Source organism: Conexibacter woesei Iso977N (assembly GCF_000424625.1).
Classification (GTDB): Bacteria; Actinomycetota; Thermoleophilia; order Solirubrobacterales; family Solirubrobacteraceae; genus Baekduia; species Baekduia woesei_A.
Window position 1 is genome coordinate 685,750 of record NZ_AUKG01000002.1, and the last position, 22,745, is coordinate 708,494.

Consider the following 22,745-nt stretch of genomic DNA (forward strand, 5'->3'; position numbering starts at 1 on the left):
CGTGCGAGTGTGCGAGATCCCCCTCGGCGGGGGACGCGGCCTCACCTTCCCGGGCGCGAGGGTGGTCGGCATGATCGGCGCGCTCATCCTGGGTTTCGCCGCCGGCGCGATCGGCCGGCTGCTGGTGCCCGACACGCTCAGCGGGCTGAGCGGGCCGAGGTCGTGGCTGGTCTCGCTGGGGCTCGGGCTGGGCGGCGCGCTCGTCGGCTACCTGATCTTCACGGTCGGCTTCGGGATCGGCGACAGCGACGTGTTCGACCTCGGCGGGCTGCTGAGCGCGGTGATCGGCGTGATCATCCTGCTGCCGTTCGTCGGGATCGCGTTGCGGATGAAGGGCCGCGCCGCTCCGTAGCGCGCCGCGCGACCGCATGGCCCAGATCTTCCTGCTGGCGCTCGCCGCGGCGACGTTCCCGGTGCTGCTCGCCGCCGTGCTGGTCGTGCTGACGCTGCCCGAGCCGGAGGGGCAGCTCGCGGCGCTGCTGGCGGGCGGGATGACGGTCAGCCTCATCTCCGGCACGGCGATCCTCGTGGTGTTGGATGCCGCCGGCGTGCTGCAGTCCTCCGGCGGCAGCACGAACCCGGCGGTCGACATCGTGCTCGGCGCCATCGCCGTGCTCGCGGGCCTCGTCATGCTGGCCGGCCTGGACCGCCGCCTCGCGGCCCGCCGCCCGGCGCCCGCGGAGAGGGGCCCGTCGTGGACCGAGCGCACGCTCGGGCGCGGCTCGCGCAAGCTGGCGTTCCTCGCCGGCGTGGTCCTCTGCCTGCCCAACATCTACTACCTGGCCGCGCTCAAGGACATGTCGATCGGCGACTACTCGACCACCACGCTCGTCCTGCTCCTGCTGGCCTTCAACCTCATCATGTTCATCTCAGCCGAGCTGCCGCTGGCGGGCTTCGCCCTGGCCGGCGACCGCACCCGCCCGGTCGTCGCGCGCCTCGGCAACTCGATCCGCGCCCACCAACGCCAGGTGATCATCGCCATGGCCCTGGTCTTCGGCACCTACCTGCTCATCAAGGGCCTTGCGGGAAGCTGACCGTTCGTGCGCGTGATCGTCGAGGCAGTGAGAACCGACGTGCGGTACCTCCTGAGCCTCATCCGGCTGGTATGGGTGAGCCGGATCCCGTTGACTTGTCGAGGCTGGTGATCCATCGCTCGAGCCGGCGGGCCTGTTTGGCCATGATGGATGGATCGTGGAAGGCGTTTGAGAGCAGGGCCGCGCCTTGGTAGGTGGCGAAGAGGGTGATGGCGAGCTCTCGCGGGTCGCGTTGACCCATGGCGGCGAAGCGCTCCTCGGCCCAGTCGATGAACGGCGCGAGCAGCACCTCGCCGGCCCGTCGGCTCAACGGGTCATCGCGTTTGCCGAACTCTGAGACCAGGCTGCCGAAGGGGCAGCCGTACAGAGCAGTCAGAGATCCGTCCTCATCGTGCATGAGCTCGCGCGCGAACGCCTTGAGCTGCGCCTGTGGGCTGCGGCGTCGAGAGACGTGCGCGAGGAACTCCTGCTGCTCGCGCACGCGGGCCGCCATCGCCGCCTCGACGAGGTCGTCCTTGGTCTTGAAGTGGTAGTAGACGTTGCCCGAAGGCACCCCGGCGGCGCGAGCGACGTCGGCGATCGACGTGCGTTCGATGCCCTCGCGCCAGATCATGTCCTGGGCGGCCTGGACGAGGCGCTCACGCGTGCTCGATCCCGCTGCGGAGGTCGCGGTCGGCGTTGAGCTCTTGCCGTTCTCAGTCATTTGACTGGATCATACAAGCTGACGCTCCAACCTAAGTCGGCTGACTGACTGAGTACCGACGGCCGGCGTGCTACGGTCTTCTTCAGTCAGTCAACCGACTGACTGAGTCCGTCAGCCAGAGCTGATGATCGAAGGAGCCTCCCGTGAACACTGCTTCCGTTGACCCTCCAGGCCGCGCCGCTGCGATCCGGCGCATCGACTTCCGCCCCGGGATGGACATGTGGTGGGAGATCCTGCGCAACGGCGAGGAGACCGATGGCGAAGTCCTGGAGGCAAACAGCTGGCTCGGTCCTCACAGTCCCAGCCCTCCGGTGCACGTGCACGACGATGCTGAAGACAGCTTCGAGATCATCGAGGGTCGGCTCGACGTCAAGCTCGACGGCACCTGGCACACCTACGGCCCCGGCGAGCTCGCCGCGGCAGCGCCCGGTGTCCGCCACACCCTGCGAAACAGTCACGACGAGCCGGTGAGGTTCATCAACCGCCACCGCCCCGCCGCCGACTTCGAGGGGTTCTTCCGCGACATGGCGGCGCTGGCCTCGACCGGGAAGATGGGCGCCGGCATCCCACACAGCCCGCGTCAGGCGATCTACGCGGCGATGCTGTTCAGAGCCCACCCGACCGCGATCCGAACGTCGCGCCTGCAGCGATTTGCCTTTGCGTCGCTGGCGGGCTTCGGACGGATCCTGGGCATGAGCCTGTGAGCGCGTCCACGCCCCGCGCGAAGAACCTCGCGCTCGTGCTGCTGGCGATGACGCAGTTCGTGATCGTGATCGACGCCTCGATCGTCAACGTGGCGCTGCCGTCGATCGGTGCCCACCTGCACTTCTCCCGCGACGAGCTGACCAAAGGCTTTGACCGCGCGTTCCTCGTCGGCGCCGGCTTTGCCGTCGCCGGGGCGATCCTCGCCGCCGTGCTGATCTCCTCGAGCGACAGCCACGAGCACTCGCAGGCGGCCCGCCTCGGCGAGGCCGCCGGCGTTGATGCCGCAGCCGTTCCCGTCGCCGCGCGCTGACTGCGCGCATTCTCAACTCATCCAAACAAAGGACCAGAACGCATGATTTTGATCATCGGAGCCACCGGCAACGTCGGGTCAGAGCTCATCACCGCGCTCCTCCCTGCCCAGGCAGGCCAGATCCGGGTTCTCACCCGCAATCCCGACGCGGTGTTCCCCGAGGGCACCGAGAAGGTCGTGGCCGATCTCGCTGACAGCGACTTGGCAGCGGCGCTGGACGGGGTGGACGCGGTGTTCTCGCTCACCGAAGGGCTCAACATCGCCGCCCACGACCGCCGGCTCGTAGCCGGGGCGGTGCGAGCGGGTGTCGAGCGGATCGTCAAGCTGTCCGTGCTCGCCGTCGGACACGGCGCCACCGACCCGATCACCACCCTGCACCGGGCCGGCGAGGAGGAGATCCGCGACAGCGGCCTGCGGTGGACGTTCCTGCGGCCGACCGGGTTCATGTCCAACGCGCTCAACTGGGCGCCGATGATCACGGCCGATGGGGTCGTGCATGCCCCGTTCGCCAACGGGCGGGCCGCGGTCGTCGACCCGGCGGACATCGCAGCGGTCGCGGCGGCCTGCCTCACCCAGGACGGCCACGACGACCGGGTCTACGAGCTCGCCGGCCCGCAACCGCTCAGCCCAGCCGATCAGGTGGCGATCCTCAGCAAGGTGCTGGACCGCGACCTGCGCTACGCCGAAGCCGACCCCGACGACACGCTCGCGCAGTGGATCTCCTACGGGATGCCAGAGCAGCTGGCACACGCCGTCATCGAGCAGTTCCGCTCCACCCTGGAACCGTTCAACTCGGAGCTGACAGCCGACATCACCGCCGTCACGAACCGCCCGGCACGCAGCTTCACCGACTGGGCCCACGCCCACCGCACCGAGCTCCTCACCCCCGCCGGCTGGTGAAGGCGACCGCAGGCAACGGCGCGCGCTCCCAACGGCGCGGGAGAGCCTTGACGTGCGCTACGTCCAACACGGTCGTTCTCAGGGCGTGTGGTGACCAGAAAGGTGCTCAGCGCGCGGCGCGGGAGGGTGTGACGCGGGCGACGATCCGGGGGTAGAGCCTCGGGAGCAGGCGCACGAGCTTGTCGATGGCCTTGGCGTCGTTGCCGACCAGGACGCGGGGCTTGCCGGCGGCGACGCCGTCGAGGATCGTCTTGGCGGCGGCGTCGGGGCTGAGCCGCAGGAAGCGCTGCTCGTAGTCGCGGGCGCGCTTGACGTCGGCGGCGCTGAGCTCGACGCCGGCCTCGCGCGCGGAGGCCATGGCGTTGTTGGTGATGTTGGTCTTGACGCCGCCGGGGTGCACGACGGTGACCCCGACCGGCAGGCGGTCCTGGAGCATCTCGATGCGCAGCGCCTCGGTGAAGCCGCGGACGGCGAACTTCGAGGTGCAGTAGGCGCTGCTGCCGGGGTAGGCCATCAACCCGTTGAGGCTGGAGACGTTGACCACGTGCCCGTCGCCGGAGGCGATCAGGTGGGGCAGGAAGGCCTTGGTGCCGTGGATGACGCCCCACAGGTTGATGTTCAACACGCGCTCGTAGTCGTTGTAGGAGAACTCGAGCACCGGACCGGAGCGGGCGACGCCGGCGTTGTTGTAGATCTGATGGACGACGCCGAAGTGCGCGGCGACCGTGCTCGCGTAGGCCTCGAAGGCGTCGCGGTCGCTGACGTCGAGACGCTGGTGATGGACCGTGGCGCCGGCGCGAGCGGCCAGCTCGGCGGTCTCGCCCAGGCCCGCCTCGTCGATGTCGGAGAGCGCGAGCCGCGCGCCCCGGGCGGCCAGGCCGAGGGCCAGCGCGCGGCCGATGCCCGAGCCGGCGCCGGTCACGACTGCGACCTTGTGGTGGAACGTGCTCATGCTCATCGGCTCCTCAGCTGCTTCAGTGGGACGGCGTTGGCCAGCGCGCGGTAGCCGGCGGCGTTGAAGTGCAGGTGGTCGCCGCCGTCGTAGGCAGGGCGGATGCGGCTGGGCCGCTGAGGGTCGCGCACGGCGGCGTCGAAGTCGATGACCGCGTCCGCGTCCTTCTGCCTGCGGATCCAGCGGTTGACGGGGACGCGGATCCGGTCGGCGGTCCTGCCGTAGCCGGGGGCGGCGGCGCCGCCGGCGGGGGTCAGCGTGCCGAGCAGGACGCGCAGGTGCGCGTGGTGCAGGCGTGCGACGAGCCGTCCGTAGCCGGCGATGAGCTTGGCCGCCGTGAGGGCGTGGCCGGTCGCCTGGCCGATGTCGTTGATGCCCTCGAAGACGATCACGGTCCGCACGCCCGGCTGGTCGATGGCGTCGGCACCCACGCGGCTGAGGGCCCTGGGGCCGAAGATCGGGATCGACCCGTCCTGCAGCACGCGGTTGCCGCTGATCCCGGCGTTGAGGATCGACAGCGGCAGGCCGGCGGCGTCCACGCGGCGCTGCAGGAAGTCGGGGTAGCGCTCCTCCTTGCCGACGGTCGTCAGGTTCTCGCCCGCCGGGGCGAGCCTTCCCTGGTAGCCGTCGGTGATCGAGTCGCCGAAGGTCACGACCGAGGCGACGCGCGCGGCGGCGGTCACGTCGACGCCCTCGAGGAAGAACCAGCCGGTCGGCGTCGCGCTGCGCGTGAACGCCGCGCCGGAGAGGTCGGCGCTGTGGTCGCCGCTGCGCACGGCGGTGGCGTAGTTGTCCTCGCGCGTCGTGTAGTGCGTGGTCGGCTTGGCGACCGTCCCCGAGACGCTCGTGCTCACCGCGAGCTTGGTGAACGGCCGCACGCGCGCGGCGACCGGGTCGCTGACGACGTCGGCCCCGGCGGGGACCGTCACGCTCGTCCTGCCCGAGAACGTCAGGGTGCGGAGCGTCCCGGTCGCCACGCCGCCGCCCGGGGCGGCGGTGCCGATCGTGGCGCCGGTGATGACCAGCGGCGCGACGCCGAAGCGGTTGGTCAGGTGGACGCGCACGCGGCTGCCGGCGAGGTGGGGCGCGATGATCGAGCGGACGGTCTGATCGGTCAGCGGTTGATAGCCGCCGTTGGTCGGCGCGGCCGTCCACGACCCGACCCAGTGGGTGCCCGCGCCCGATGCCGCGCCGCCCGCCGCGGGCAGCGCGACGAACGTGGCGACCGACAACGACAACAACGCGACGGCGCCTCTGACCTTCGACATGGATCTCCTCCCGACAACAAACTTACGACCCGTAAGTTACGGACTGTAGTATGGCGCTCCCATGACCGCAAGCGCCACCCTTCCGACCCCCAGGCGGCTGCCCCGCGCCGAGCGTGGCCGGCAGCTGCTCGACGTCGCCGAGGAGCTGTTCATCGCCAAGGGCTATGACCGCACCTCGATCGAGGACATCGCCAAGGCCGCCGGCGTGTCGCGCCCGATCGTCTACGAGCACCACGGCTCCAAGGAGGGCGTCTACCTGGCCTGCGTCAAGCGCGCCCGCGACGCCCTGGCCGTCGAGTACGACGCCGCGACCGCCGGCGTGACCGATCCGCGCGAGCAGCTGCGCCTCTCCGCCGACGTGTTCTTCGCCACGCTGGAACGCGACCCGCAGCGCTGGATCGTCCTGTTCGGCGGTGCGGCGGTCCCGGTCATCGGCGAGCTGGGCGAGCAGCTCTCCGAGCTGCGGCATCAGACCGTGACGCGGATCATGGACAACCTCCGCGCGCACGCGGTCGCCGGCCTGGACTCCGAGCGCGTCGAGATGGCGGCCTACGCGATCTCCGGCGTCGGTGAGCAGCTCGGCCGGTGGTGGATCAAGCACCCCAACGTGCCCAGAGCACGCGTCGTCGCCGACTACGTCGACTTCGTCTGGAGCGGCGTGGCGCCCTTCGCGCTCGAAGGCCGTGGTCGCTGATGGCCGGGTCCGTGCAGGTCGAGCAGCGCGGCAACGTGCTCGTCGCGACGATCGCCAACCCGCCCCACGCGCTGATGGACCGCGAGATCCAGATGGGGTTGATGGCGCTGGCGCGCCGTGCCGACGAGGATCCGGACGTCGGCGCGGTCGTGCTGACCGGCGCGCATCCGTCGCGCTTCATCGCGCACTTCGACGTCCAGTTGATCCTCAACAACGCCAAGGCCTCGCCGGCGCTGAGCCCGAAGATGGCCAACACCTCGCTGAAGGCGGTCGGCGCCGCGCTGAAGATCCCCGGTGCCGAGAAGGCGATCTTCGCCAGCCCGGCCGCGGGTCTGGCGCTCATGGAGCGCTCGCGCGAGCTGAACCTGGCCATCGAGCGCTGCGCGGCGGTCTGGATCGCCGCGCTCAACGGCGACACGGGCGGCGGCGGATGCGAGCTGGCCCTGGCCTGCGACTTCCGGTTCATGGCCGACAGCGATCACAGCATCGCCCAGCCCGAGATCTTCCTCGGCTTCCCGCCCGGCGGCGGCGGCACGCAGCGCCTGACCCGGCTGCTCGGCCGGCGCGCCGCGCTGCGGCTGTGCCTGGACGGAGGCCCGCTCACTGCTCAGGAAGCACTGGAGCTCGGGCTCGTCGACCGCGTGGTCGCACCGGAGCAGCTGCTGGATGCCGCGGTGGCCGAGGCCGCCCGGCTGGGCCGCCGGCCCAAGCAGGGGATCGGTGCGGTCAAGCGCGCGATCAACGTCGGCGGCTCGCTGCCGATCGACGACGGCCTGCGGCTGGAGTCCGCCGAGTTCCTCAGCGCGATCGCCACCGAGGAGTCGATCGCCGCCCAGGAGGCCTACGTCCGGCGCACCGAGGAGCTCGGCGAGCTGCCGATCGGCGTCCCGGCGGAGATCGAGGCGGTCCTCGAGCGCGGACGGTTCGCGTGATGTCCGGGCGCATCGTCCTGTTCGGCGCCACCGGTTACACGGGCGAGCTGACCGCCCGGGCGCTCGTCGCGCGTGGTGCGCGCCCCGTGCTCGCGGCGCGCTCGGCCGAGCGCCTGGACCGGCTCGCCGGTGAGCTGGGCGGGCTGGAGACGCAGGTCGCCGACGTCACGCGGCCCGCGTCGGTGCACGCGCTCGTGGAGCGCGGCGACGTGCTGATCTCCACGGTCGGGCCGTTTGCGCGCTGGGGCGCGCCGGCGGTCGAGGCCGCGATCGCCGCGGGCGCGACCTACTTCGACTCCACCGGCGAGCCGGCGTTCATCCGCCGCGTCTTCGACGACCACGGTCCGAGCGCGGCCGCGGCCGGGTCTGCGCTGCTGACCGCGTTCGGCTTCGACTGGATCCCCGGCAACCTGGCCGGATCGCTGGCCCTGCGCGAGGCCGGACCGGCGGCGACGCGCGTCGACATCGGGTACTTCGGCCGCGGCGGAGGGACCAGCGGCGGCACCCAGGACAGCACCACCGGCGCGCTGCTCGAACCCTCCTTCGCCTACCGGGCCGGACGGCTGGTCGCCGAGCGCAGCGGCGCGCGGGTCAAGACGTTCCGGCTGGCCGAGGGCGGGGCGCGCCGCGCCATCAGCGTCGGCGGAACCGAGCACTTCGCGCTGCCTCAGGAGTTCCCGCACCTCCGCGACGTCGACGTCCTGCTCGGCATGGCCGGCGGCCACGTCCGCTACATCCCGGCGATCACCGCCGCTGTCACCGCCGTCACCCGGCCCGCGCCGGTGCGCAAGGCCATCATGTCGCTGGCCCAGCGCCAGGCCAAGGGCTCCAGCGGCGGCCCCGACGAGACGGCACGAGCCAACAGCGGCTCGACGATCGTCGCCATCGCCCGCGACGCCGACGGCCGGACGCTGAGCACCGTGACGCTGGACGGCGTCAACGGCTACACGTTCACCGCCGACATCCTCGCCTGGGGCGCCGTGACCGCGACGGCCGGCGGCCTGGACGGCGCCGGCGCGCTCGGCCCTGTCGCCGCCTTCGGGCTCGACGCCCTCGCACAGGGCGTGCGGGACGCGGGCCTGGCGAGGGTCTAGCTCGTCTGGGTGCTTCTGGTCGGCGGCGCGAGGTCCTGCGGGTCGTCGACCAGGACGAGCTGGCGTGCGGTGTCGGCGAGCTCTGAGCGACCGCCGACACAGCAGACCGGGCCGGTCGTCTTGAGTGGACGCGTCCGTTTCGCGTCTGTGAGGCACCGCACCAGTGCTTCGCCCGGCTCCTGGCGCGATCGCTGAGCCAGAACGAAGAAAGCCCCGCGATTGCGGGGCTTTCACGTTCATGCGCCGAAGAGGACTCGAACCTCCACGGGGGAATCCCCCCCACAAGGCCCTCAATCTTTCAGAACGGGCTCGGCGCCCGATGGCTTCGCGGATTTGCGCCCGTGTAGGCCGCTGAGAGCGGTCCTCGTCGGTCCAGTGTGTGGGGCACGGTGTGGGGCACGAGCGACGGCTGTCGGCTCCATTCCGGGATGCCGGCGCCCGAGGCACGCACCATGCATCGTGCTCGCGTGTACTCCGCTCAGCGGCTAGTCGTGCTGAATCCGCGGGGCTCGGTGCACAGCACCACGCTGGTCCTGCGTGTCGGCATCGACGGTGGCAGCGTTACGCCGTTGGACTCATGGAAGCCGACAGCCCTCAGCAGCGCCACGGAACCAGCATTGCCGCCATCGATCTCGGCCCACACGCGAGTCAGGCCAAGCGGCCCGAATGCCCATTCAAGCGCCAGCTCAACGGCAGCCCGGGCGTAGCCCTGGCGGCGACAACCGCCCAGGACCCAGAAGCCGATCTCTGCCTCGTCATGAGAGCCTTCGAGCGCGTCTAGTTCCAAGGAGCCGACTGGCTCCCGGTCCGCTGATCGGCAAATGGCAAGACCGATCCCCGCGCCGGCCCGTGCCCGTCTCGCTGCCTCGAACACCATCTCGTAGGCAGTCTGGGGGCTGTCGACCTTGAGGTCCTCGGCCTGCTCGCTCTGAGCCACGACCTCCGGAGCGTTGAAGCCCTCGCACAACCATTCGGCATCGGTACCGTGCCACGCACGCAGCGCCACTGTCTCATCAGCCAAATCATCCGGTACCGACCATGCACTCATCGGCGCCGGACTGTGTCAAGCGGTGCGGACAGCCCGCGCCCGCCCGGCGGCCCACGCCACGCCCTGTCTTGCGAGACGTACGTCGTCCGCGACGGCCCCGTGTCGTCCTCGGCGAATCGCCGTCCAGAACCGCTCCGGCGCCGACGCGTCGATGCGCCGCCACCTCACGATCATCGCGACCGCGCTGACGAAACTCACCGTCGACGCGCGCGCGGCGTAGCGATCAGGCCCACGCTCGAGCACGACGGCGGCGTTGCTCCATCGAAGCTGCGCGTGAGCAGCCGTGCCGTACGTTCATGTGATGGCAGAGTGGGTCACGCCCGATGAGATGGCGCTGGATCTCGGAGTTGACGGCAAACGGCTGCGACGATGGCTGAGACGTCAGCAGCACCAAGGGGATCGGCGGCTTGCGTGGCATGGTCACCGCATGGCCTGGCGGATCGAGCCAGGATTGGCCTGGGACCTCAAGCGCGAGTTCGCCGTAGAGGTTCTCGGGGCGAGCTTCGAGGACGTGTGGGGGCCTCACGCCTGGCTGAACTGGCATGCCCAAGGCGCTGGTCGGCCAAAGCGCACTTCGCGAAGGACATCAAGTTCGCTGGTCCTGCCCAACTGGCTCGAGTTCGGCCTCTATTCCGACGCTGCCGTGCGCGGACAACTGGAGGTAGGTCCCTACAAGTTCATCAACACGATCGCTTCGGAGCAGCTCGGCGGCAATGGCGCAGCTCTTCGTGTTGTTCTGCGCGCTGACGATCACCTGGCCGGGCCGGATCACACATCTCCGATCGATGAAGGAGACGATTCCGCTTATGGCGCCGGAGGTCTCGACGACGAGCTTGCCGCGCTTCTGTCGCTGGCTCTCACCTGCCGCTTTCGGTCGGGCGGCATTACCCGAGAAGGATGGGAAGGGGGAGACCCCGCAGGCGATCCAGTCGAGCACCACCATCGCCGACCATATCTGGCACTGGCGCGGGGCGGCTCACTGCTGCCTGGCGGGCCGGCTACAGCACGACTGGAAGACGCCGAAGGACTTCTGCACCAGTACAGCGCGATCCAGCCAGGGGACGCGATTGCAGCTGCGCGAGCGGCTCGCCAATTCGCTGACGCGCTCTGGTTCGCGGACCTTGATCCGCGCGTCGCGTGGATCAAGCTGGTCGGCGCGATCGAGAGTGCGGCCGTCCGTTGGCACGCTGCCCAGGAGCGAGACGACGTCGCCCTTCTGCGGCGCAACCGGAAGCGGGTCTACAACGCGATCAGGGATTGTGACGACGATGTCGTCTGCAGGGTTGCGAAGGACCTGGCTGGAACCTTGAAGGCGACCGACAAGTTCAAGGACTTCATCCTCGAGTTCGATCCAGGTCCTCCCGAAGATCGGCCAGACGGCACTGGACGGCTCGACTGGTCTGAGCTCGAAGGAGCGCTCGATCGCATCTACGAACATCGCTCACGTGATCTGCATGCGGGAATTGCCTTCCCTTCGCCGTTGTGCGAGCCGGTCCCGCGAGGCGGTGGGCCTCCGCCAGAGCGCTTCCCGGCGATCGCGGCTGAAGCATTTGGTGGTTCCTGGATGGCTGAGGATCTGCCGATGTACTTCCACACCTTCGTGCACATCGTCGGCGGAGCGCTGCGCCGCTGGATCTCAACTCTGCGGTCCACGCCGACGGAGTGATGCCGGCGGCGTCGTCAACTCTGGCTGCGGGCGCAAGATCTGCGAGCGGAAGAGCGATCCATCGTCACTGGACAGCTCCCTCGCACTTCTTAGGCGCGGGCGCTGGTGGTCCTCCGTCTGCGAGGCCGGTGGGGTCCTGCGCCACGGGGGTTGCGCGAACGCCTCCGAATGACACCCATCCCGCGCCGTCTGCGAGGTGGAACCAGATGTCGTTATTGAAGGGCGCGGTGTTGGTTGGGTAGGCGACCTGACTCTCGACCCAGCCGTTGACGGCGATGACCTGGTTGCCGTTGTAGGCCCCGTTCGATCGGCTCAGCGTGCTCGGTGTGGGATGGATGAGCGCGCCGTAAGGCCTCCAGCGATCCTGGGCGTACACCTGGTACGGGGCACAGCCGCCGACGAAGCCAACGATCCCGGTGGCAGGAGGGGCAGGCCGATGGCTCGAGTCGTGCGCCAGAGAGAAGATGGTCCAAGCTGCCGCGAGAACCACGATGACGGTCGCGGGCGTGCGCTGACCAGTGCGGGCGAGCCCGTAGGCAAACGCGGTCGCGGCTGCGGTCGCTGTCAGCCAATGCGGTGTGGCAACCCACAACCCGATGATTGTGGCGGTGGCCAGCAGGAACTCCATCGCACCGCGCCCGTCGAACGGCGGCAGGCGACGCTTGGGCGGGCTCGGAGCGACCGATTCCTCCTCGGGCCACCGCCACTGCGGAGATCTCTTGAGCTCGTCGCGGCGCTGACGGAGGTAGTCGTCGATGTTGTGGATGTCCAGGTAGCGCGCAATCGCCCGGTCCACCTCCCGCGCCCACCTTTGGCCTGGCTGAGTGCCGACCGACGAGCCGAGGAACGGAGCCTCCCGTCCGACGATCTCCAAAACCGGCGCACCCCCTCGGAGATCGAGGTCGCTGAGGCTGGGACGGCTTTCGGACGGGTCGGCGTATCGCGCTGCTGCGGTCCGCAATGCTTCCATGAAGCCGTCGAGGAGCGGAGCGGCGGCGGACGTGAGCCGAAGCCCGAACAGCGTCAGGACGAGTTGCTGTCCCTGACGGAAGCCAAGAGGTTGGGGGATGTTGAACGCCGCGTCGCCGACGTCGAGCTTGACGCCCCGACGTACGAGATCTCGTTGCAGCTGATCGAGCGTCGGCCAGGTCCCGGTGGCGAGCAGGATCTGGACGGTGAGGTCCAGCAGCTCCTGATGTTCGTCGGCCCAGGCCTTGTAGGACGAAGGGAACAGCGGCGTGGGCATCGCGCGCAGTCTGCCGCACTGGGTGGCTTTCGGACTCCGGTCTTGCAACACCCCGCTCAGCGAAGCGCGTCCGGGCCGGGGCCGTCGCGCACACCGCGCCCGGCGGGCCGATCGAGCCGCCGGAGCGGCTATCTTGCGGCGCGGACCAACGGCGGAGAGCGAGAGGAGGCGAAAAGACTTGGCCGGCTCTGGAGAGCACATCAAGGCGCTGGTGCGAAGCCACGCCTCTGGCGATGACGCGTCGTTCTACGCCGTCGCCTCGCAGATCGCAGCGCAGGCCGCCCGCAAGGGACACAACCGCCTCGCGCAGGACATCAAGCAGACGATCGACGCCTCGCGCAAGCAGCCGATCGCTGGTTCGGTCACCGCGATCGCGAAGCCTCGTGGTGACCTGGCCGAGCTCCTCACGGCCACGTACCCGAAGGTCGGCCTCCGTGACGTCGTCGGCCCGCAAGCGCTGTTGACACAAATCGAGCAGGTCATCAGCGAGCAGCGCCAGCGCGCGAAGCTCGTCGATCGCGGCTTCGCCCCCGCCCACCGGCTTCTGCTTGAAGGTCCACCCGGCACAGGCAAGACGATGACCGCGGGGGTGCTGGCTCACGAGCTTGGGATCCCGCTGCTCACCGTCCGCCTCGACAGCCTGCTCAGCAAGTTCATGGGGGAGACCGCGGCCAAGCTGCGTGCGGTATTCGACGCTGCCGAGCAGCAGCGCGCGGTCTTCCTTTTCGATGAGTTTGACGCGCTGGGCGCCGATCGATCAGGCAACGATGTCGGCGAGGCCCGCCGGATCCTGAATTCGTTCTTGGTGTTCTTGGAACAGGCCAGTCCGGAGAGCGTGATCATCGCCGCGACCAACCACCGTGCGATCCTCGATCGCGCGTTGTTTCGTCGCTTCGACCTCGTCATCGAGTACGGCCTTCCGGATCGCAGCGAGGCGCAGAAGGTTGTGCGCCGGCGGCTTGGCCCGCTGGCCAAGGGCCTGCACTTCCGCTCCGTTAGTACGTCTCTCGACGGGCTGAGCCACGCCGACCTGGTCAACGCCGCCGAGGCCGCCGCCAAGCGCGCGCTCATGCGCGGTCACGATCACGTTGAGCCGGAGGATCTGGATCCCGCCCTAGCGGCCCGGCGCGCCGCGGCCGGTGTCTGAACAGGGCGGCGGGCTCCCGCACCTTTGGGTCGAGGGCTACGCCGACGACCGGAGGTTCGAGCGACGAGGTGGTCCTGATCCAAAAGTTCGCGAGGTCGAGCGCCGCGCGCACGGTCGCGCGCGCCGGCAAGAGCTCGACAACGCGATCGCCGCGCAACTCGAGGCGCGAGGCGAGCTGGATGAGTCGACGATCGAAGAGCTCCGGGCGATCGGCGTCGTCCTTGTCCTTGAGGGCGCCGATGCCGCTTTCCCGCTGAAGGTCGATTCGCTGGAGCGCATGTCGGGCCACCGCTCGTCCGAGGCTAGGCGGCCCTGGTGGCGGTTGCTATCGGTCACGGCCGCGACGGACACGTCGCCCGAGAAGGCCATGGTTTGGGTGAGCGACGAATACCGGGCTCACTTCCTGAAGCGCTTCGAGGAGTACCTCAACAAGGACACGCCCAAGGGCGACGCCACCCACCGCGAGCTGATCGCCAACATCGGGCGCATCCGTGCCGCGGTGCTCGAAGATCTGTGGCAGTCTGACGGCGATCCAGCGACACGCGGCGTTCACTGGTGGGAGGTATGGCTCGCGCGCGGGAACGAACCGCTCCGCATCGCGCGCGCGTACGTGGAAGGGTCGCCGCTGCGAATGGCCGGCCGCGTACTGGAGTTTGTCGACCGGACCGTGATCTGGGTTGAGGGCAGGTGGGATGACCTGCGCGGGATGCCGTTCAGTCGTGTGCCGGTCACCGAGATCCGGCGCCCCGAGCTCGCCGATACCGTCGAGGATCTCAGCGTGGAGGAGCGGGCCGAACTCGCCGATGACCTCGCCGCGCGGATCGTTGCAGCCGGTCCCGACGCGCCTGCCGTATGCAACATCGACAGCGGTGTGCGGCGTTCAAGCGTCCTGCTCGACGCGTCGCTGGCACCCGCCGACGTGCACTCGATTGTCGATCGAGCCGCCACCGACGTGCGCAACCACGGCACCGCCATGGCCAGCCTCGCGCTCCTCGGCCCGCTCGATCCGTTGTTGCTCGGCACCGCGCAGGTCGCGCTCGGCCATCGGCTCGAGGCGGTGAAGATCCTGCCTGACCCCGACGCGGACGATCATCCTGCCGAGGCATTCGGCCTCGTCACGGCCGACGCAGTGTCTCAACCCGAGGCCGTCGCTCCGAACCGGTCCCGCGTCTTCTGCATGCCGATCACGGCAAAGCCGGACCGGCTCGGCGAGCCGTCGCTCTGGTCCGCATCGGTCGACGCACTCGCGGCCGGTGTGGGGATCGCCGCGTCGGACGAAGGCATCGGCATCCTCGGCCCGCCCGACCCGGGTGCTTCAAGACTGTTCGTGATCTCCGCCGGCAACGTCCCGGAGAACGACTTCCTGCCCAACTACCGCGACGCCACCGACAACGCGGTCGTCGAGGACCCGGCCCAGGCTTACAACGCGCTGACCGTCGGCGCCTTCACCGAGCTGGTAGGTGTGCCAGACGATCCGAGCTTCGACGGGTGGGCACCGCTCGGAGCCCACGGCGATGTATCGCCCCACAGCCGCACGTCCCTCGGCTTCAGCCATCGCAGCTGGCCCGTCAAGCCGGATATCTGCATGGAGGGCGGCAACGTCCTGCACGACGGCGCCGGAAGCTATGACCCTCGCCACCCCCTCGTCTCGCTCCGCGCCGCCGACGCCGCCGGCGACCGGGTCATCACCTCCGCCAACGCGACGAGCGCCGCGACCGCCCAGGCAGCGCGGCTCGCCGCCCTTGCTCAGGTCAAGTACCCCGCCTACTGGCCCGAGATCGTCCGTGGCTTGCTGACCCACGCGGCCGAGTGGACGCCGATTATGCGCGGCGAGCTCGACGCCGTCTCCGGCAAGCAGGACAAGCTCCGCCTTCTGCGCCGCTACGGCTGGGGCGTGCCACGCGAAGACGCGCTGCTCAACTCGTCACACACCGCGGTGACGATGGTCACCCAGGACGAGTTCGTCCCGTTCACAGGTGACAAGTACAATTTGCGCACGTTCCGCTTGCATGAGATGCCGTGGCCCGCAGACGTGCTCCGCAGCCTCGAAGGTGCTGAGGTGACGATGCGCGTCACGTTGTCCTACTTCATCGAGCCGACCGCCTCTCGACGTGGTTGGCGGCGCCGCTACTCCTATGCCTCGCACGGACTGCGCTTTGAGCTGAAGAACCAGTTCGAGACGACGGAGATGTTCGTCAGCCGCGTCAACCGGGAGGCCCAGGACGAGGAAGACGAAGCACCTCGGCCGGCCAGCGGTAACGATCGGTGGCTCATCGGACCCAACCAGCGCAACAGCGGATCGCTGCACCAAGACATCTGGGAGGGAACCGGCGACGCTCTCGCCGAGTGCGGCGTCATCGCCGTGCACGCAATCGGCGGCTGGTGGAAGTACAACAGGCGCGCCGACCGACAGGACCTTCCGGTGCGCTACGCGCTGATCGTGTCGTTGAAGACGCGTGAGACAGACGTCGACCTCTGGACGCCTGTCGCAACCGAGCTGGGCCTTCCGATCGAGCAGATGATTCCGGCGAGCTGATCGGCCACCACAGCACGAAGCCTGGCGATGCGTCTGCGATGTCCCGCTGTGCGATGGAGTCGACGGCCCACAGCAACGGCTAGTCGGCGGTGCCTTGTTCGGTAGTAGTCGTCGTAGACGTCTCCCAGGTCAACGTCATCGATCGCGATGATCGCGTCGATGGATGTGGACCGCCAGGCCCGAGAGCCACCGCCTTCCTGGAAACGTCTGGCAAGCTTGTTGGAGGTCGCGGTGGTGACTGCGAGCGAGGACGCAGGCGCGACTACGTGTCGTCGGAGCGTCCTCTTAGGAAGGCCTGTCCACACGTCGCGCGTGACCTCTGGTCGTCGCCCCCGAGCCTCTTGCCTCCGTCTGTCTCGACGAGCAATGGCCAAGAACACCAACAACATGCGACATGGCGCCGTGCCACCCGTCGCCGACCGCGGGATCAGCACCCGCCAATTCGGCAGTACCTGGTCCTCTGATCGGCGAGGCCGAACGGACCGGCGTCACGCTGACGAACGCCGCGCCGCGGCGTGGGGTTTCGCGTCTCGTGTCGTTAGGCGATTGCGGCGCCTAGGGCGTGGAGCGCCGGCGTCGGCGGCGCTGACGCATCTTCGGTGAGCACTCCGCGCATGCCTTCGCGTCGCGACGACCCATGAACGGCTGGCCGCAGCCTGGGCACATTCCGATCGTGACCGACTTCCAGCCGACAACAACCCTGCCGACCAGCTGTGGGACCCGCACCGTCTGCGTTGCCCCCGGTTCCCACGTCAGCTCGCCGAGCACGTTCGCCTCGGGTGGGTGGTCGCGGCAGCTTTCGCAGCGCTGGGCGCCGCGTTTTGGGGTGAACACCACGGAGCACGCGTTGCAGACGGCGATCCCTGACGGCCGCCACTCGCGGTCCGGCGCCGCGATTTCGAGCTGCGTCCGGACGGACAGCACCATCTCGTACAACATGGTCTGAAGAGCTGACTCCGGCGTCACGATGGCCGGAGGCGTCAGGAAGAATCCGTGCCGTCGTTCGAGGCCGGCGACGATCGTCGTCTCGACTTCCCTCCGTGTGGCGTCGAGCTGCTCCTCTGTCGTACGACGCAGTTTTTCGAGCTGCGCGGTCGGAGCGCGGTCATCGGAGGCGATCTGGTCGACCTGCCTTAGAGCATGGACCGCAGCGTCGACGAGTACGGTGATCTGCGCAGCGCGCGGGTCGGAGGGCGTCACCTCTTCCGGGCTTAGTTCGGCGCTGGCGACGTGGCGTAACAGGATCCAGAACGGCGTGTACCTCTCGGCGGCCTCCAGCGCGACGGCTGGATCCGGAGTTTCATCGGTCAGCGTGAAGAGCGTCGCGTGGTCCTCCGACTCGCGGCCGGAGGTGCCGTCCCAGCCGACGCGCATGACGGCGTGCCTGGTGCCGGTCAGGTGCTGCGACGCTTCTCTCGCCATCGCGTCGTAGTGGGGGAGGCGCCAGTCCAGCCACTGCGACCACAGCTCGTGCTGGGTCTGCGGCATCCAGGCAGGGATGCTGGTCATCGCGGTTGCTCCTCGCGGAGAGTCCGTAAGGTGCGAGCGAGGCGTTCGATTCCAGTCGCAAGCTGTGCGAGCGCGTGGCCCCAGGCCCAGACGAGCAGGGGCGGTGCGATGAGGGCCAAGGGAAGCGCGGTGAGATCGAGGTGGACCGACGGCACATCAGGAGGATGGCGCGGTTCGGCTCTTCTTTGGGCGGCGTCCGCAGATCCGCCCGATGATCCGTGACGGGTGTATGTAGGGACCAACCCTTAGCTCTGCCGGCAGCGAGCGCTGAGGAAGTGGTGGTCGGAGAGTTGCGGTGCCGGTGCAGGTAACAGCGCTGTCAGCCAGTGCGCAATTGCCAGAGCGCCGCGGACCACGACCTGCGTTCGCGCATCACCTCAAGCAGCGTCTGGCTCACAGCGGCGGTCTTCTCGACCACCGGACCGACAGCCGGGATGAACGCAACCCCCGTCAGCAGCGCTTCTTTGGCGAGCTCCTCCGGGAGGCTCTTGGCCGTGGCGGCGAGAGCTGACGCGTAGGCGTCGGTGACCTGCTGACTGACCGACTTCAGCCACGCGTAAGCATCCTCGGGCTCCTGCTGCGCAGCGATGGTCTCGAACGTCCGCAGCATCTCCCGTGCTTCGCCGCTGCCAGGATGATCTCGGAACTCGCCCACAGCTTCCCAGGGCAAGCGGCCGATGTTCGGCACGACGATCGACAACGCCTGGTCGCCGGTCATGTGCGTGCCAACTCCGCGCTGTTCGAGCATCGGCTCGAACAGCCGGGTGATGGTGAACGTCGACTCGAAGCTCGCCGCGAGCACGAGGTCGTGGTTGAACGCTTTGTAGACGAACGACCGCAGGAAGCTGTCCTGATCGGCCATGAGGTCCTTCGCGAGCGAGTCGCTCCAGTTGAGCTCGGCGATGGCCTTGCCCGAGGGCGTCGACCGGGGCGGATCTTGGGTGCCGATCGCGATCATCTCGACCCAGTCCGGCTTGTGCGGCGCGAGCTCGTCGAGGATGCCGGTATGGAACTCGGCCATGTAGCGCGCGCTGAGCTTGTCGCTGACGAACGCGCGCATCTCGGTGGCGGGCACGCCTGGAGCGGACTGGGCGCCAAAGGCCATAACGACGTCGGAACCAAGCGGGATCGGCCGGCGTGTATCGGCAAGCTTCGCGTTAGTGAGCTGGTGGGGAGGCGTCCACCAAGTCGACGAGCCGGTCGGCGTGATCGTGACGTCGAGGAGCCCAGCCTCGAAGATGAGGCGGTCGAACAGGACCGCCGCCTCCTTGGCCTTGGTCACCGCCGTGGGCGTCCGCGGATCTGCGAACAGCTCGACGCTGCAGTGCAACGGGAACAGAGCGGTACTCGTCACTGGGCATCACCAAAGTGCAGCTCGCTGAAGCCGTCCTCGTCGCTGAATCGCATCGTGAACGACGGGCGGCGATCGAGCTCATCTTGACGAGCGATCGCCTGTTCGAGCATGTGCAGCCGATCATTTCGGACGGTGACATCGACCTCAGCGGGAATCGCTTCGGTGTACGCCCTCACGAACTCGTCCTGCTCGAACCGGTAAGCCGTCTGGAGGATGTCTTCGATGGTGTCTTGCTCGGCGATCTCCGCGGTGATCGCGGCGTTGAGCCACGCGAACCGCGCGTACCGCAGGAGCACCGCCGCCGCCAGCGTCGGTTCCGGCTCCCACCCGACCACGCCGCGAGCAGCGGGTTCAGCGAACATGTAGCGGAACCACGCCTCGCCGCAGCACGCGTCGGCGCGCAATGCCTCCAGGGCCGTTGCGAGCGCGTGCTCGACGGTCAGCCTGGGGTCTTGAAGGTCGATGGATGCCGCGAGCGCGTCCGCCCGCTCCGGGTGACGCTCCTGCGCGTCGCCGCCGGACGCGCGTACGAGCGGCATGATCGACCGCTTGAGGCGCCACTCGGCGTCCTCGCTTCCATGGTGCGTCCTCAGGTACTCGTCGAACTGCGCCTCGGCCTCGGCGTAGCGGCCGGCGAGAAGAAGCGCGTCAGCGTAGAGCGCGCCGGTCATCCCGGTGGCGCCGAGCTCGATCGCCCGAGCGTAGCTAGTTGCGGCCTCCGCAAATCGCTGCCCTTCGAAGAGCGCGCCGCCAAGGTCCTTGTGGAAGTAGGCACGCTCGGCGTATCTAGGCTCCAGCTCGAGCGCTCGCTCAAAGGCTGCGACCGCCGCTTCGCTGTTGCGGGTGCCCTTCTGGAGCATTCCGATGTTGTAGGCCTCGGCACCCGCGTTGGCTCGCTCGCCGCGCTCCAGCCGCCGGTCAAGACGCCGCTGCGTGACCTCGATCGCCAGCTGATGCTCGGAGGCCGACATCGGCGCCAGCATTCGCGTGAGCACGAGGAAGGTCGATCCCGCAAGCCGGATGTCGTCATCGTCCGAGGCGTCGAGGTCATCGGCGAGCTCGATTGCCTCGCGGATGCGGCGCGCATGCGCCATGGCCGAGCTGAGCGGGATGCTCGCGCCGAAGTCGCCGATCGCGGCGCTCGTCCGGGCGACGGCCGTCGTTAGCTGCGCGGCGATGTTCGTCTGTCCGACGTTGGCCAATGCAACCGCAATAGCCAGGACGAGATCGGGACCGAAAGTCGGTGATCGCGGTGCGTCAGGGTCGCGGGGCAGCGTGACGCTGGCGACGTCGGCCAACGTTACGCGCGTGGACCGCTGTCCCAGGAGGACGGCCGGCTCGTCGCCTGCGATCTCGTCACGGTGCTCGACCGCGATGAGGTCGGTGACGGGCTTGACCGCTTCGCGCAGCCCGAAGGTGACGGACAGGGCGTCGTCTACTCCGGCATCGGCGTAAACGGCGACTCGGAGCGGAAGCGGGAGTGCAGGGCTTCGGAACGCGTTGAAGCCGCGGACGCCGGCGTCGAGTTGCTCGGGCGTGTCGTCTTGCCAGGCGTCGGCCTCGACGAAGCGCAGCCCCATGGTCTTGGCGTCGGGGGCCAGCGGCTTCCCGCCGCGGGCAACCGCGTCGTAGGCATGCAGCCATTGCTGATAGAGCTGCCTCGTAGGAGAGTGGTACAGCACGACCAACATCGGGGCCGGAAGCGCTTTGTAGTACTCGACTGTCGGAAGATCGAACCGAACGCCGCCGCGCAACGCGGACGCCAGATCCTGTTCGTCGGTCGACTTCAGCTGCACGTTGAACGTCCGCCCGGTTCGCGCGCCGTGCACGAAGATCTCGACGGCTACGTCGACGCCATAATCGGGCGTGACGTCCCGCCCCACCCAGGCGACCGGGAGGGCGTTGTCGAAAGCGCGCCGCGACTCGGTCTCCAGTTCGTGCTCTCGGGGACGCTGCACGCGTCCGAAGATACGAGCCGAAGCCGTCGGAAACCGCGGCGCGCCTCGCTCCGAAGTTCCTCGCATGCCGTAGACGTGTACTTCATCGAGTTGGCGGCAACCGCGGCGTGGGCTTCGTTCGCAAGCTCGTTTGTGGGGCACGGGCGTGATGCACGCGCTGCCCGGCCTCAGGAAGGCGGTCTGCCGCTCCGAACCCCGGAATGAAGAAAGCCCCGCAATCGCGGGGCTTTCTCTTCATGCGCCGAAGAGGACTCGAACCTCCACGGGGCAATTGCCCCACAAGGCCCTCAACCTTGCGCGTCTACCAATTCCGCCACCGGCGCGTGACAGGCGGTGGTCAGCATACCGAGAGGGTGGGGGTTCGCGGCGCTCGCCTTGATTCCGTCTGACGACCCCGCTACCTTCACGAACACATGTTCGACCGAGACGATGCGAGAGGCGAGAGGTGCCCCCGGTGGATCTGACCAAGCGCCAGCAGGAGATCTTCGACTTCATCAAGCGGTACTCGGCCAAGCACGGGTACCCGCCCACGGTGCGGGACATCGGCAAGGCCGTTGGCCTGGCGTCGTCCTCGACGGTGCACGCGCATCTCGCCAACCTCGAGAAGCTGGGGCTGCTGAAGCGCGATCCGTCCAAGCCGCGCGCGTTGGAGCTGCTCGACAAGGCGTCGTCGGCGGTCGGCAACGCGGTGGACAACGTGTCCGCGCTCGTGAAGCCGATCGGGCTGCCGTTGGTCGGCTCGGTCGCCGCGGGTCAGCCGATCCTGGCCGAGGAGAACATCGAGGAGTACGTGGAGGTGCCGCCGGTCGCCGGTGGCGACCAGGGCGAGTACGTCCTGCGGATCCGCGGCGAGTCGATGAAGGACGCGGGGATCCTCGAGGGCGACTACGTCGTCGTCCGCAAGCAGGAGAACGCGGCGGACGGTGACATCGTCGTCGCGCTGGTGGGGGAGGAGGCGACGGTCAAGCGGTTCTTCCGCGAGACCGACCACATCCGCCTTCAGCCCGAGAACACGGCCATGGAGCCGATCCGCTCCAAGGACGTGAAGATCATGGGCCGCGTCGTCGGCCTCTTCCGGAGCGTGTGACATGACTGCGACCCTGAGCCTGTTCCGTCCGTCGATCCTCGACCCGGCGCCGGAGCCCGAGATCCGCGCGGCGCGCCTGGCGCCGACGCTCGGCGACCGCCTGGTGGCGGAGCGCCAGCGTGCCGAGGCGAGCGCCGCTGTGGTCGCGCCGGAGGCGCGCTCGTTCCGCACCCCCGTGCCCGCGGCCGCGCCGGAGGCGCGCGTCGTGACGGCGCCCGCGGCGGTCCCGGCGACACCGGTCGAGACGCCGCCTGCGGCACCTGTCGTGGGCGCGACTCTCGACGACCTGCTGGTCGGGGTCTGGGAGGACCTGGCCACCCACCGCACCGTCGCGTGCCCGGCCTGCGGGGACGAGATGATCCCCCGCTACTCGGCCGGGCCCGCGCCGGTCGGCGGCCGCTGCACGTCCTGCACCGCCACGCTCTCCTGAGCTCTCCGCCGGCGGCGGGGATGACGCCGGCGCTCACCTGACCCCAAGAACCTCCGTACGCCCGCCACTCCGGCGGGCGTTCGTGTTCCCGGGACCGCGCGCCGGCGCCCGTCGAGATCGAGCGGGTGTTCGCTTTTCTGGGGTCAGGTCCGTGTCCTTGCGGCCCGTATGG

The 22,745-nt window shown here is 69.0% G+C and carries 21 protein-coding genes and 1 tRNA gene; 13 read left to right on the forward strand and 9 right to left on the reverse strand.

The annotated features are described in order from the left end of the window. Positions 1–70: 70 nt before the first annotated feature. Entirely contained in the window at positions 71–352 is a 282-nt protein-coding gene (locus tag H030_RS32635) for a hypothetical protein (protein WP_035128446.1), read from the forward strand. A 16-nt stretch (positions 353–368) separates the two neighbouring features. After that, positions 369–1,034, forward strand: coding sequence for a GAP family protein (locus tag H030_RS0115605; RefSeq protein ID WP_027006784.1), 666 nt, complete (start codon positions 369–371; stop codon positions 1,032–1,034). Positions 1,035–1,092: 58 nt separating this feature from the next. On the opposite strand, the gene H030_RS0115610 is transcribed toward H030_RS0115605, so the two are convergent. Then, the gene (locus H030_RS0115610) at positions 1,093–1,737 is read right to left on the reverse strand and encodes a TetR/AcrR family transcriptional regulator (RefSeq protein ID WP_027006785.1); all 645 of its coding nucleotides are present in this window, start codon (positions 1,735–1,737) and stop codon (positions 1,093–1,095) included. 143 nt (positions 1,738–1,880) lie between these two features. Here H030_RS0115610 and H030_RS37235 point away from each other — a divergent pair, with 143 nt between their 5' ends. Genes H030_RS37235 through H030_RS0115625 form a run of 3 tightly spaced genes read left to right on the forward strand, consistent with a single transcriptional unit; the run spans position 1,881 to position 3,652 of the window. Continuing rightward, entirely contained in the window at positions 1,881–2,441 is a 561-nt protein-coding gene (locus H030_RS37235) for a cupin domain-containing protein (protein ID WP_155892071.1), read from the forward strand. Beyond that, the gene (locus H030_RS0115620) at positions 2,438–2,752 is read left to right on the forward strand and encodes a hypothetical protein (protein ID WP_027006786.1); all 315 of its coding nucleotides are present in this window, start codon (positions 2,438–2,440) and stop codon (positions 2,750–2,752) included. The genes H030_RS37235 and H030_RS0115620 overlap by 4 nt, the downstream gene beginning before the upstream one ends. Positions 2,753–2,794: 42 nt before the next feature. Beyond that, positions 2,795–3,652 carry an NAD(P)H-binding protein gene (locus H030_RS0115625; RefSeq protein ID WP_027006787.1) on the forward strand — a complete coding sequence of 286 codons (858 nt, stop codon included), beginning with the start codon at positions 2,795–2,797 and terminating at the stop codon, positions 3,650–3,652. A gap of 106 nt (positions 3,653–3,758) precedes the next feature. Here H030_RS0115625 and H030_RS0115630 read toward each other — a convergent pair whose 3' ends face one another. Continuing rightward, entirely contained in the window at positions 3,759–4,604 is an 846-nt protein-coding gene (locus H030_RS0115630; protein ID WP_027006788.1) for an SDR family NAD(P)-dependent oxidoreductase, read from the reverse strand. 2 nt (positions 4,605–4,606) lie between these two features. Then, positions 4,607–5,872, reverse strand: a complete 1,266-nt coding sequence (locus tag H030_RS0115635; protein WP_027006789.1) for a GDSL-type esterase/lipase family protein — start codon at positions 5,870–5,872, stop codon at positions 4,607–4,609. A 61-nt stretch (positions 5,873–5,933) separates the two neighbouring features. Here H030_RS0115635 and H030_RS37240 point away from each other — a divergent pair, with 61 nt between their 5' ends. The 3 genes from H030_RS37240 to H030_RS0115650 are packed head-to-tail and all read left to right on the forward strand — an operon-like array spanning position 5,934 to position 8,592. Then, complete coding sequence (locus H030_RS37240; protein ID WP_027006790.1) at positions 5,934–6,566, forward strand: TetR/AcrR family transcriptional regulator; 633 nt, start codon at positions 5,934–5,936, stop codon at positions 6,564–6,566. Further along, positions 6,566–7,498 (forward strand): enoyl-CoA hydratase/isomerase family protein, encoded by a 933-nt coding sequence (locus H030_RS0115645; RefSeq protein WP_027006791.1) that lies wholly within the window; start codon positions 6,566–6,568, stop codon positions 7,496–7,498. The genes H030_RS37240 and H030_RS0115645 overlap by 1 nt, the downstream gene beginning before the upstream one ends. Beyond that, on the forward strand, positions 7,498–8,592 hold the full coding sequence (locus H030_RS0115650; RefSeq protein ID WP_027006792.1) for a saccharopine dehydrogenase NADP-binding domain-containing protein: 1,095 nt from the start codon (positions 7,498–7,500) through the stop codon (positions 8,590–8,592). The genes H030_RS0115645 and H030_RS0115650 overlap by 1 nt, the downstream gene beginning before the upstream one ends. 478 nt (positions 8,593–9,070) lie before the next feature. Here the strand turns inward: H030_RS0115650 and H030_RS37245 are convergent, their stop codons facing one another. Continuing rightward, a complete protein-coding gene (locus tag H030_RS37245; RefSeq protein ID WP_081690844.1) occupies positions 9,071–9,640 on the reverse strand; it encodes a GNAT family N-acetyltransferase in 570 nt (189 codons plus the stop codon). 301 nt (positions 9,641–9,941) lie between these two features. Between H030_RS37245 and H030_RS39125 the strand changes: the two genes are divergently transcribed. Beyond that, entirely contained in the window at positions 9,942–11,306 is a 1,365-nt protein-coding gene (locus H030_RS39125) for a hypothetical protein (protein WP_155892072.1), read from the forward strand. Between the two features lie 64 nt (positions 11,307–11,370). Here the strand turns inward: H030_RS39125 and H030_RS0115675 are convergent, their stop codons facing one another. Further along, positions 11,371–12,552, reverse strand: coding sequence for a hypothetical protein (locus H030_RS0115675; protein ID WP_035127800.1), 1,182 nt, complete (start codon positions 12,550–12,552; stop codon positions 11,371–11,373). Between the two features lie 178 nt (positions 12,553–12,730). On the opposite strand from H030_RS0115675, the gene H030_RS0115680 reads away from it, so the two are divergent. Together H030_RS0115680 and H030_RS0115685 are read left to right on the forward strand one after the other, a co-directional pair. Continuing rightward, entirely contained in the window at positions 12,731–13,699 is a 969-nt protein-coding gene (locus H030_RS0115680) for an AAA family ATPase (protein WP_027006796.1), read from the forward strand. Then, the gene (locus tag H030_RS0115685) at positions 13,692–16,235 is read left to right on the forward strand and encodes a S8 family peptidase (RefSeq protein ID WP_027006797.1); all 2,544 of its coding nucleotides are present in this window, start codon (positions 13,692–13,694) and stop codon (positions 16,233–16,235) included. The genes H030_RS0115680 and H030_RS0115685 overlap by 8 nt, the downstream gene beginning before the upstream one ends. Before the next feature lie 555 nt (positions 16,236–16,790). On the opposite strand, the gene H030_RS0115690 is transcribed toward H030_RS0115685, so the two are convergent. The 4 genes from H030_RS0115690 to H030_RS0115705 form a co-directional block, all read right to left on the reverse strand. Next, positions 16,791–17,744 carry a hypothetical protein gene (locus H030_RS0115690; RefSeq protein WP_155892073.1) on the reverse strand — a complete coding sequence of 318 codons (954 nt, stop codon included), beginning with the start codon at positions 17,742–17,744 and terminating at the stop codon, positions 16,791–16,793. Positions 17,745–18,063: 319 nt separating this feature from the next. After that, entirely contained in the window at positions 18,064–19,026 is a 963-nt protein-coding gene (locus H030_RS0115695) for a hypothetical protein (protein ID WP_155892074.1), read from the reverse strand. A gap of 68 nt (positions 19,027–19,094) precedes the next feature. Next, positions 19,095–21,056, reverse strand: a complete 1,962-nt coding sequence (locus tag H030_RS0115700; RefSeq protein WP_027006800.1) for a DUF4365 domain-containing protein — start codon at positions 21,054–21,056, stop codon at positions 19,095–19,097. A 237-nt stretch (positions 21,057–21,293) separates the two neighbouring features. Next, positions 21,294–21,379: transfer RNA gene (locus H030_RS0115705), tRNA-Leu, on the reverse strand. A 131-nt stretch (positions 21,380–21,510) separates the two neighbouring features. Here H030_RS0115705 and lexA point away from each other — a divergent pair. Both lexA and H030_RS0115715 read left to right on the forward strand, forming a co-directional pair. After that, entirely contained in the window at positions 21,511–22,143 is a 633-nt protein-coding gene (gene lexA, locus H030_RS0115710) for a transcriptional repressor LexA (RefSeq protein ID WP_027006801.1), read from the forward strand. A gap of 1 nt (position 22,144) precedes the next feature. Then, complete coding sequence (locus tag H030_RS0115715; protein ID WP_027006802.1) at positions 22,145–22,573, forward strand: hypothetical protein; 429 nt, start codon at positions 22,145–22,147, stop codon at positions 22,571–22,573. The last annotated feature ends 172 nt before the right edge of the window (positions 22,574–22,745 follow it).

Excerpts from the sequence above, each read along its gene's own strand:
- H030_RS32635 (WP_035128446.1), top strand. The coding sequence starts at position 71 with ATGATCGGCGCGCTCATCCTGGGTTTCGCCGCCGGCGCGATCGGCCGG.
- H030_RS0115605 (WP_027006784.1), top strand. The coding sequence starts at position 369 with ATGGCCCAGATCTTCCTGCTGGCGCTCGCCGCGGCGACGTTCCCGGTG.
- H030_RS0115610 (WP_027006785.1), bottom strand. The coding sequence starts at position 1,737 with ATGACTGAGAACGGCAAGAGCTCAACGCCGACCGCGACCTCCGCAGCG.
- H030_RS0115625 (WP_027006787.1), top strand. The coding sequence starts at position 2,795 with ATGATTTTGATCATCGGAGCCACCGGCAACGTCGGGTCAGAGCTCATC.
- H030_RS0115630 (WP_027006788.1), bottom strand. The coding sequence starts at position 4,604 with ATGAGCACGTTCCACCACAAGGTCGCAGTCGTGACCGGCGCCGGCTCG.
- H030_RS0115635 (WP_027006789.1), bottom strand. The coding sequence starts at position 5,872 with ATGTCGAAGGTCAGAGGCGCCGTCGCGTTGTTGTCGTTGTCGGTCGCC.
- H030_RS37240 (WP_027006790.1), top strand. The coding sequence starts at position 5,934 with ATGACCGCAAGCGCCACCCTTCCGACCCCCAGGCGGCTGCCCCGCGCC.
- H030_RS0115645 (WP_027006791.1), top strand. The coding sequence starts at position 6,566 with ATGGCCGGGTCCGTGCAGGTCGAGCAGCGCGGCAACGTGCTCGTCGCG.
- H030_RS0115650 (WP_027006792.1), top strand. The coding sequence starts at position 7,498 with ATGTCCGGGCGCATCGTCCTGTTCGGCGCCACCGGTTACACGGGCGAG.
- H030_RS37245 (WP_081690844.1), bottom strand. The coding sequence starts at position 9,640 with ATGAGTGCATGGTCGGTACCGGATGATTTGGCTGATGAGACAGTGGCG.
- H030_RS39125 (WP_155892072.1), top strand. The coding sequence starts at position 9,942 with ATGGCAGAGTGGGTCACGCCCGATGAGATGGCGCTGGATCTCGGAGTT.
- H030_RS0115675 (WP_035127800.1), bottom strand. The coding sequence starts at position 12,552 with ATGCCCACGCCGCTGTTCCCTTCGTCCTACAAGGCCTGGGCCGACGAA.
- H030_RS0115690 (WP_155892073.1), bottom strand. The coding sequence starts at position 17,744 with ATGACCAGCATCCCTGCCTGGATGCCGCAGACCCAGCACGAGCTGTGG.
- H030_RS0115715 (WP_027006802.1), top strand. The coding sequence starts at position 22,145 with ATGACTGCGACCCTGAGCCTGTTCCGTCCGTCGATCCTCGACCCGGCG.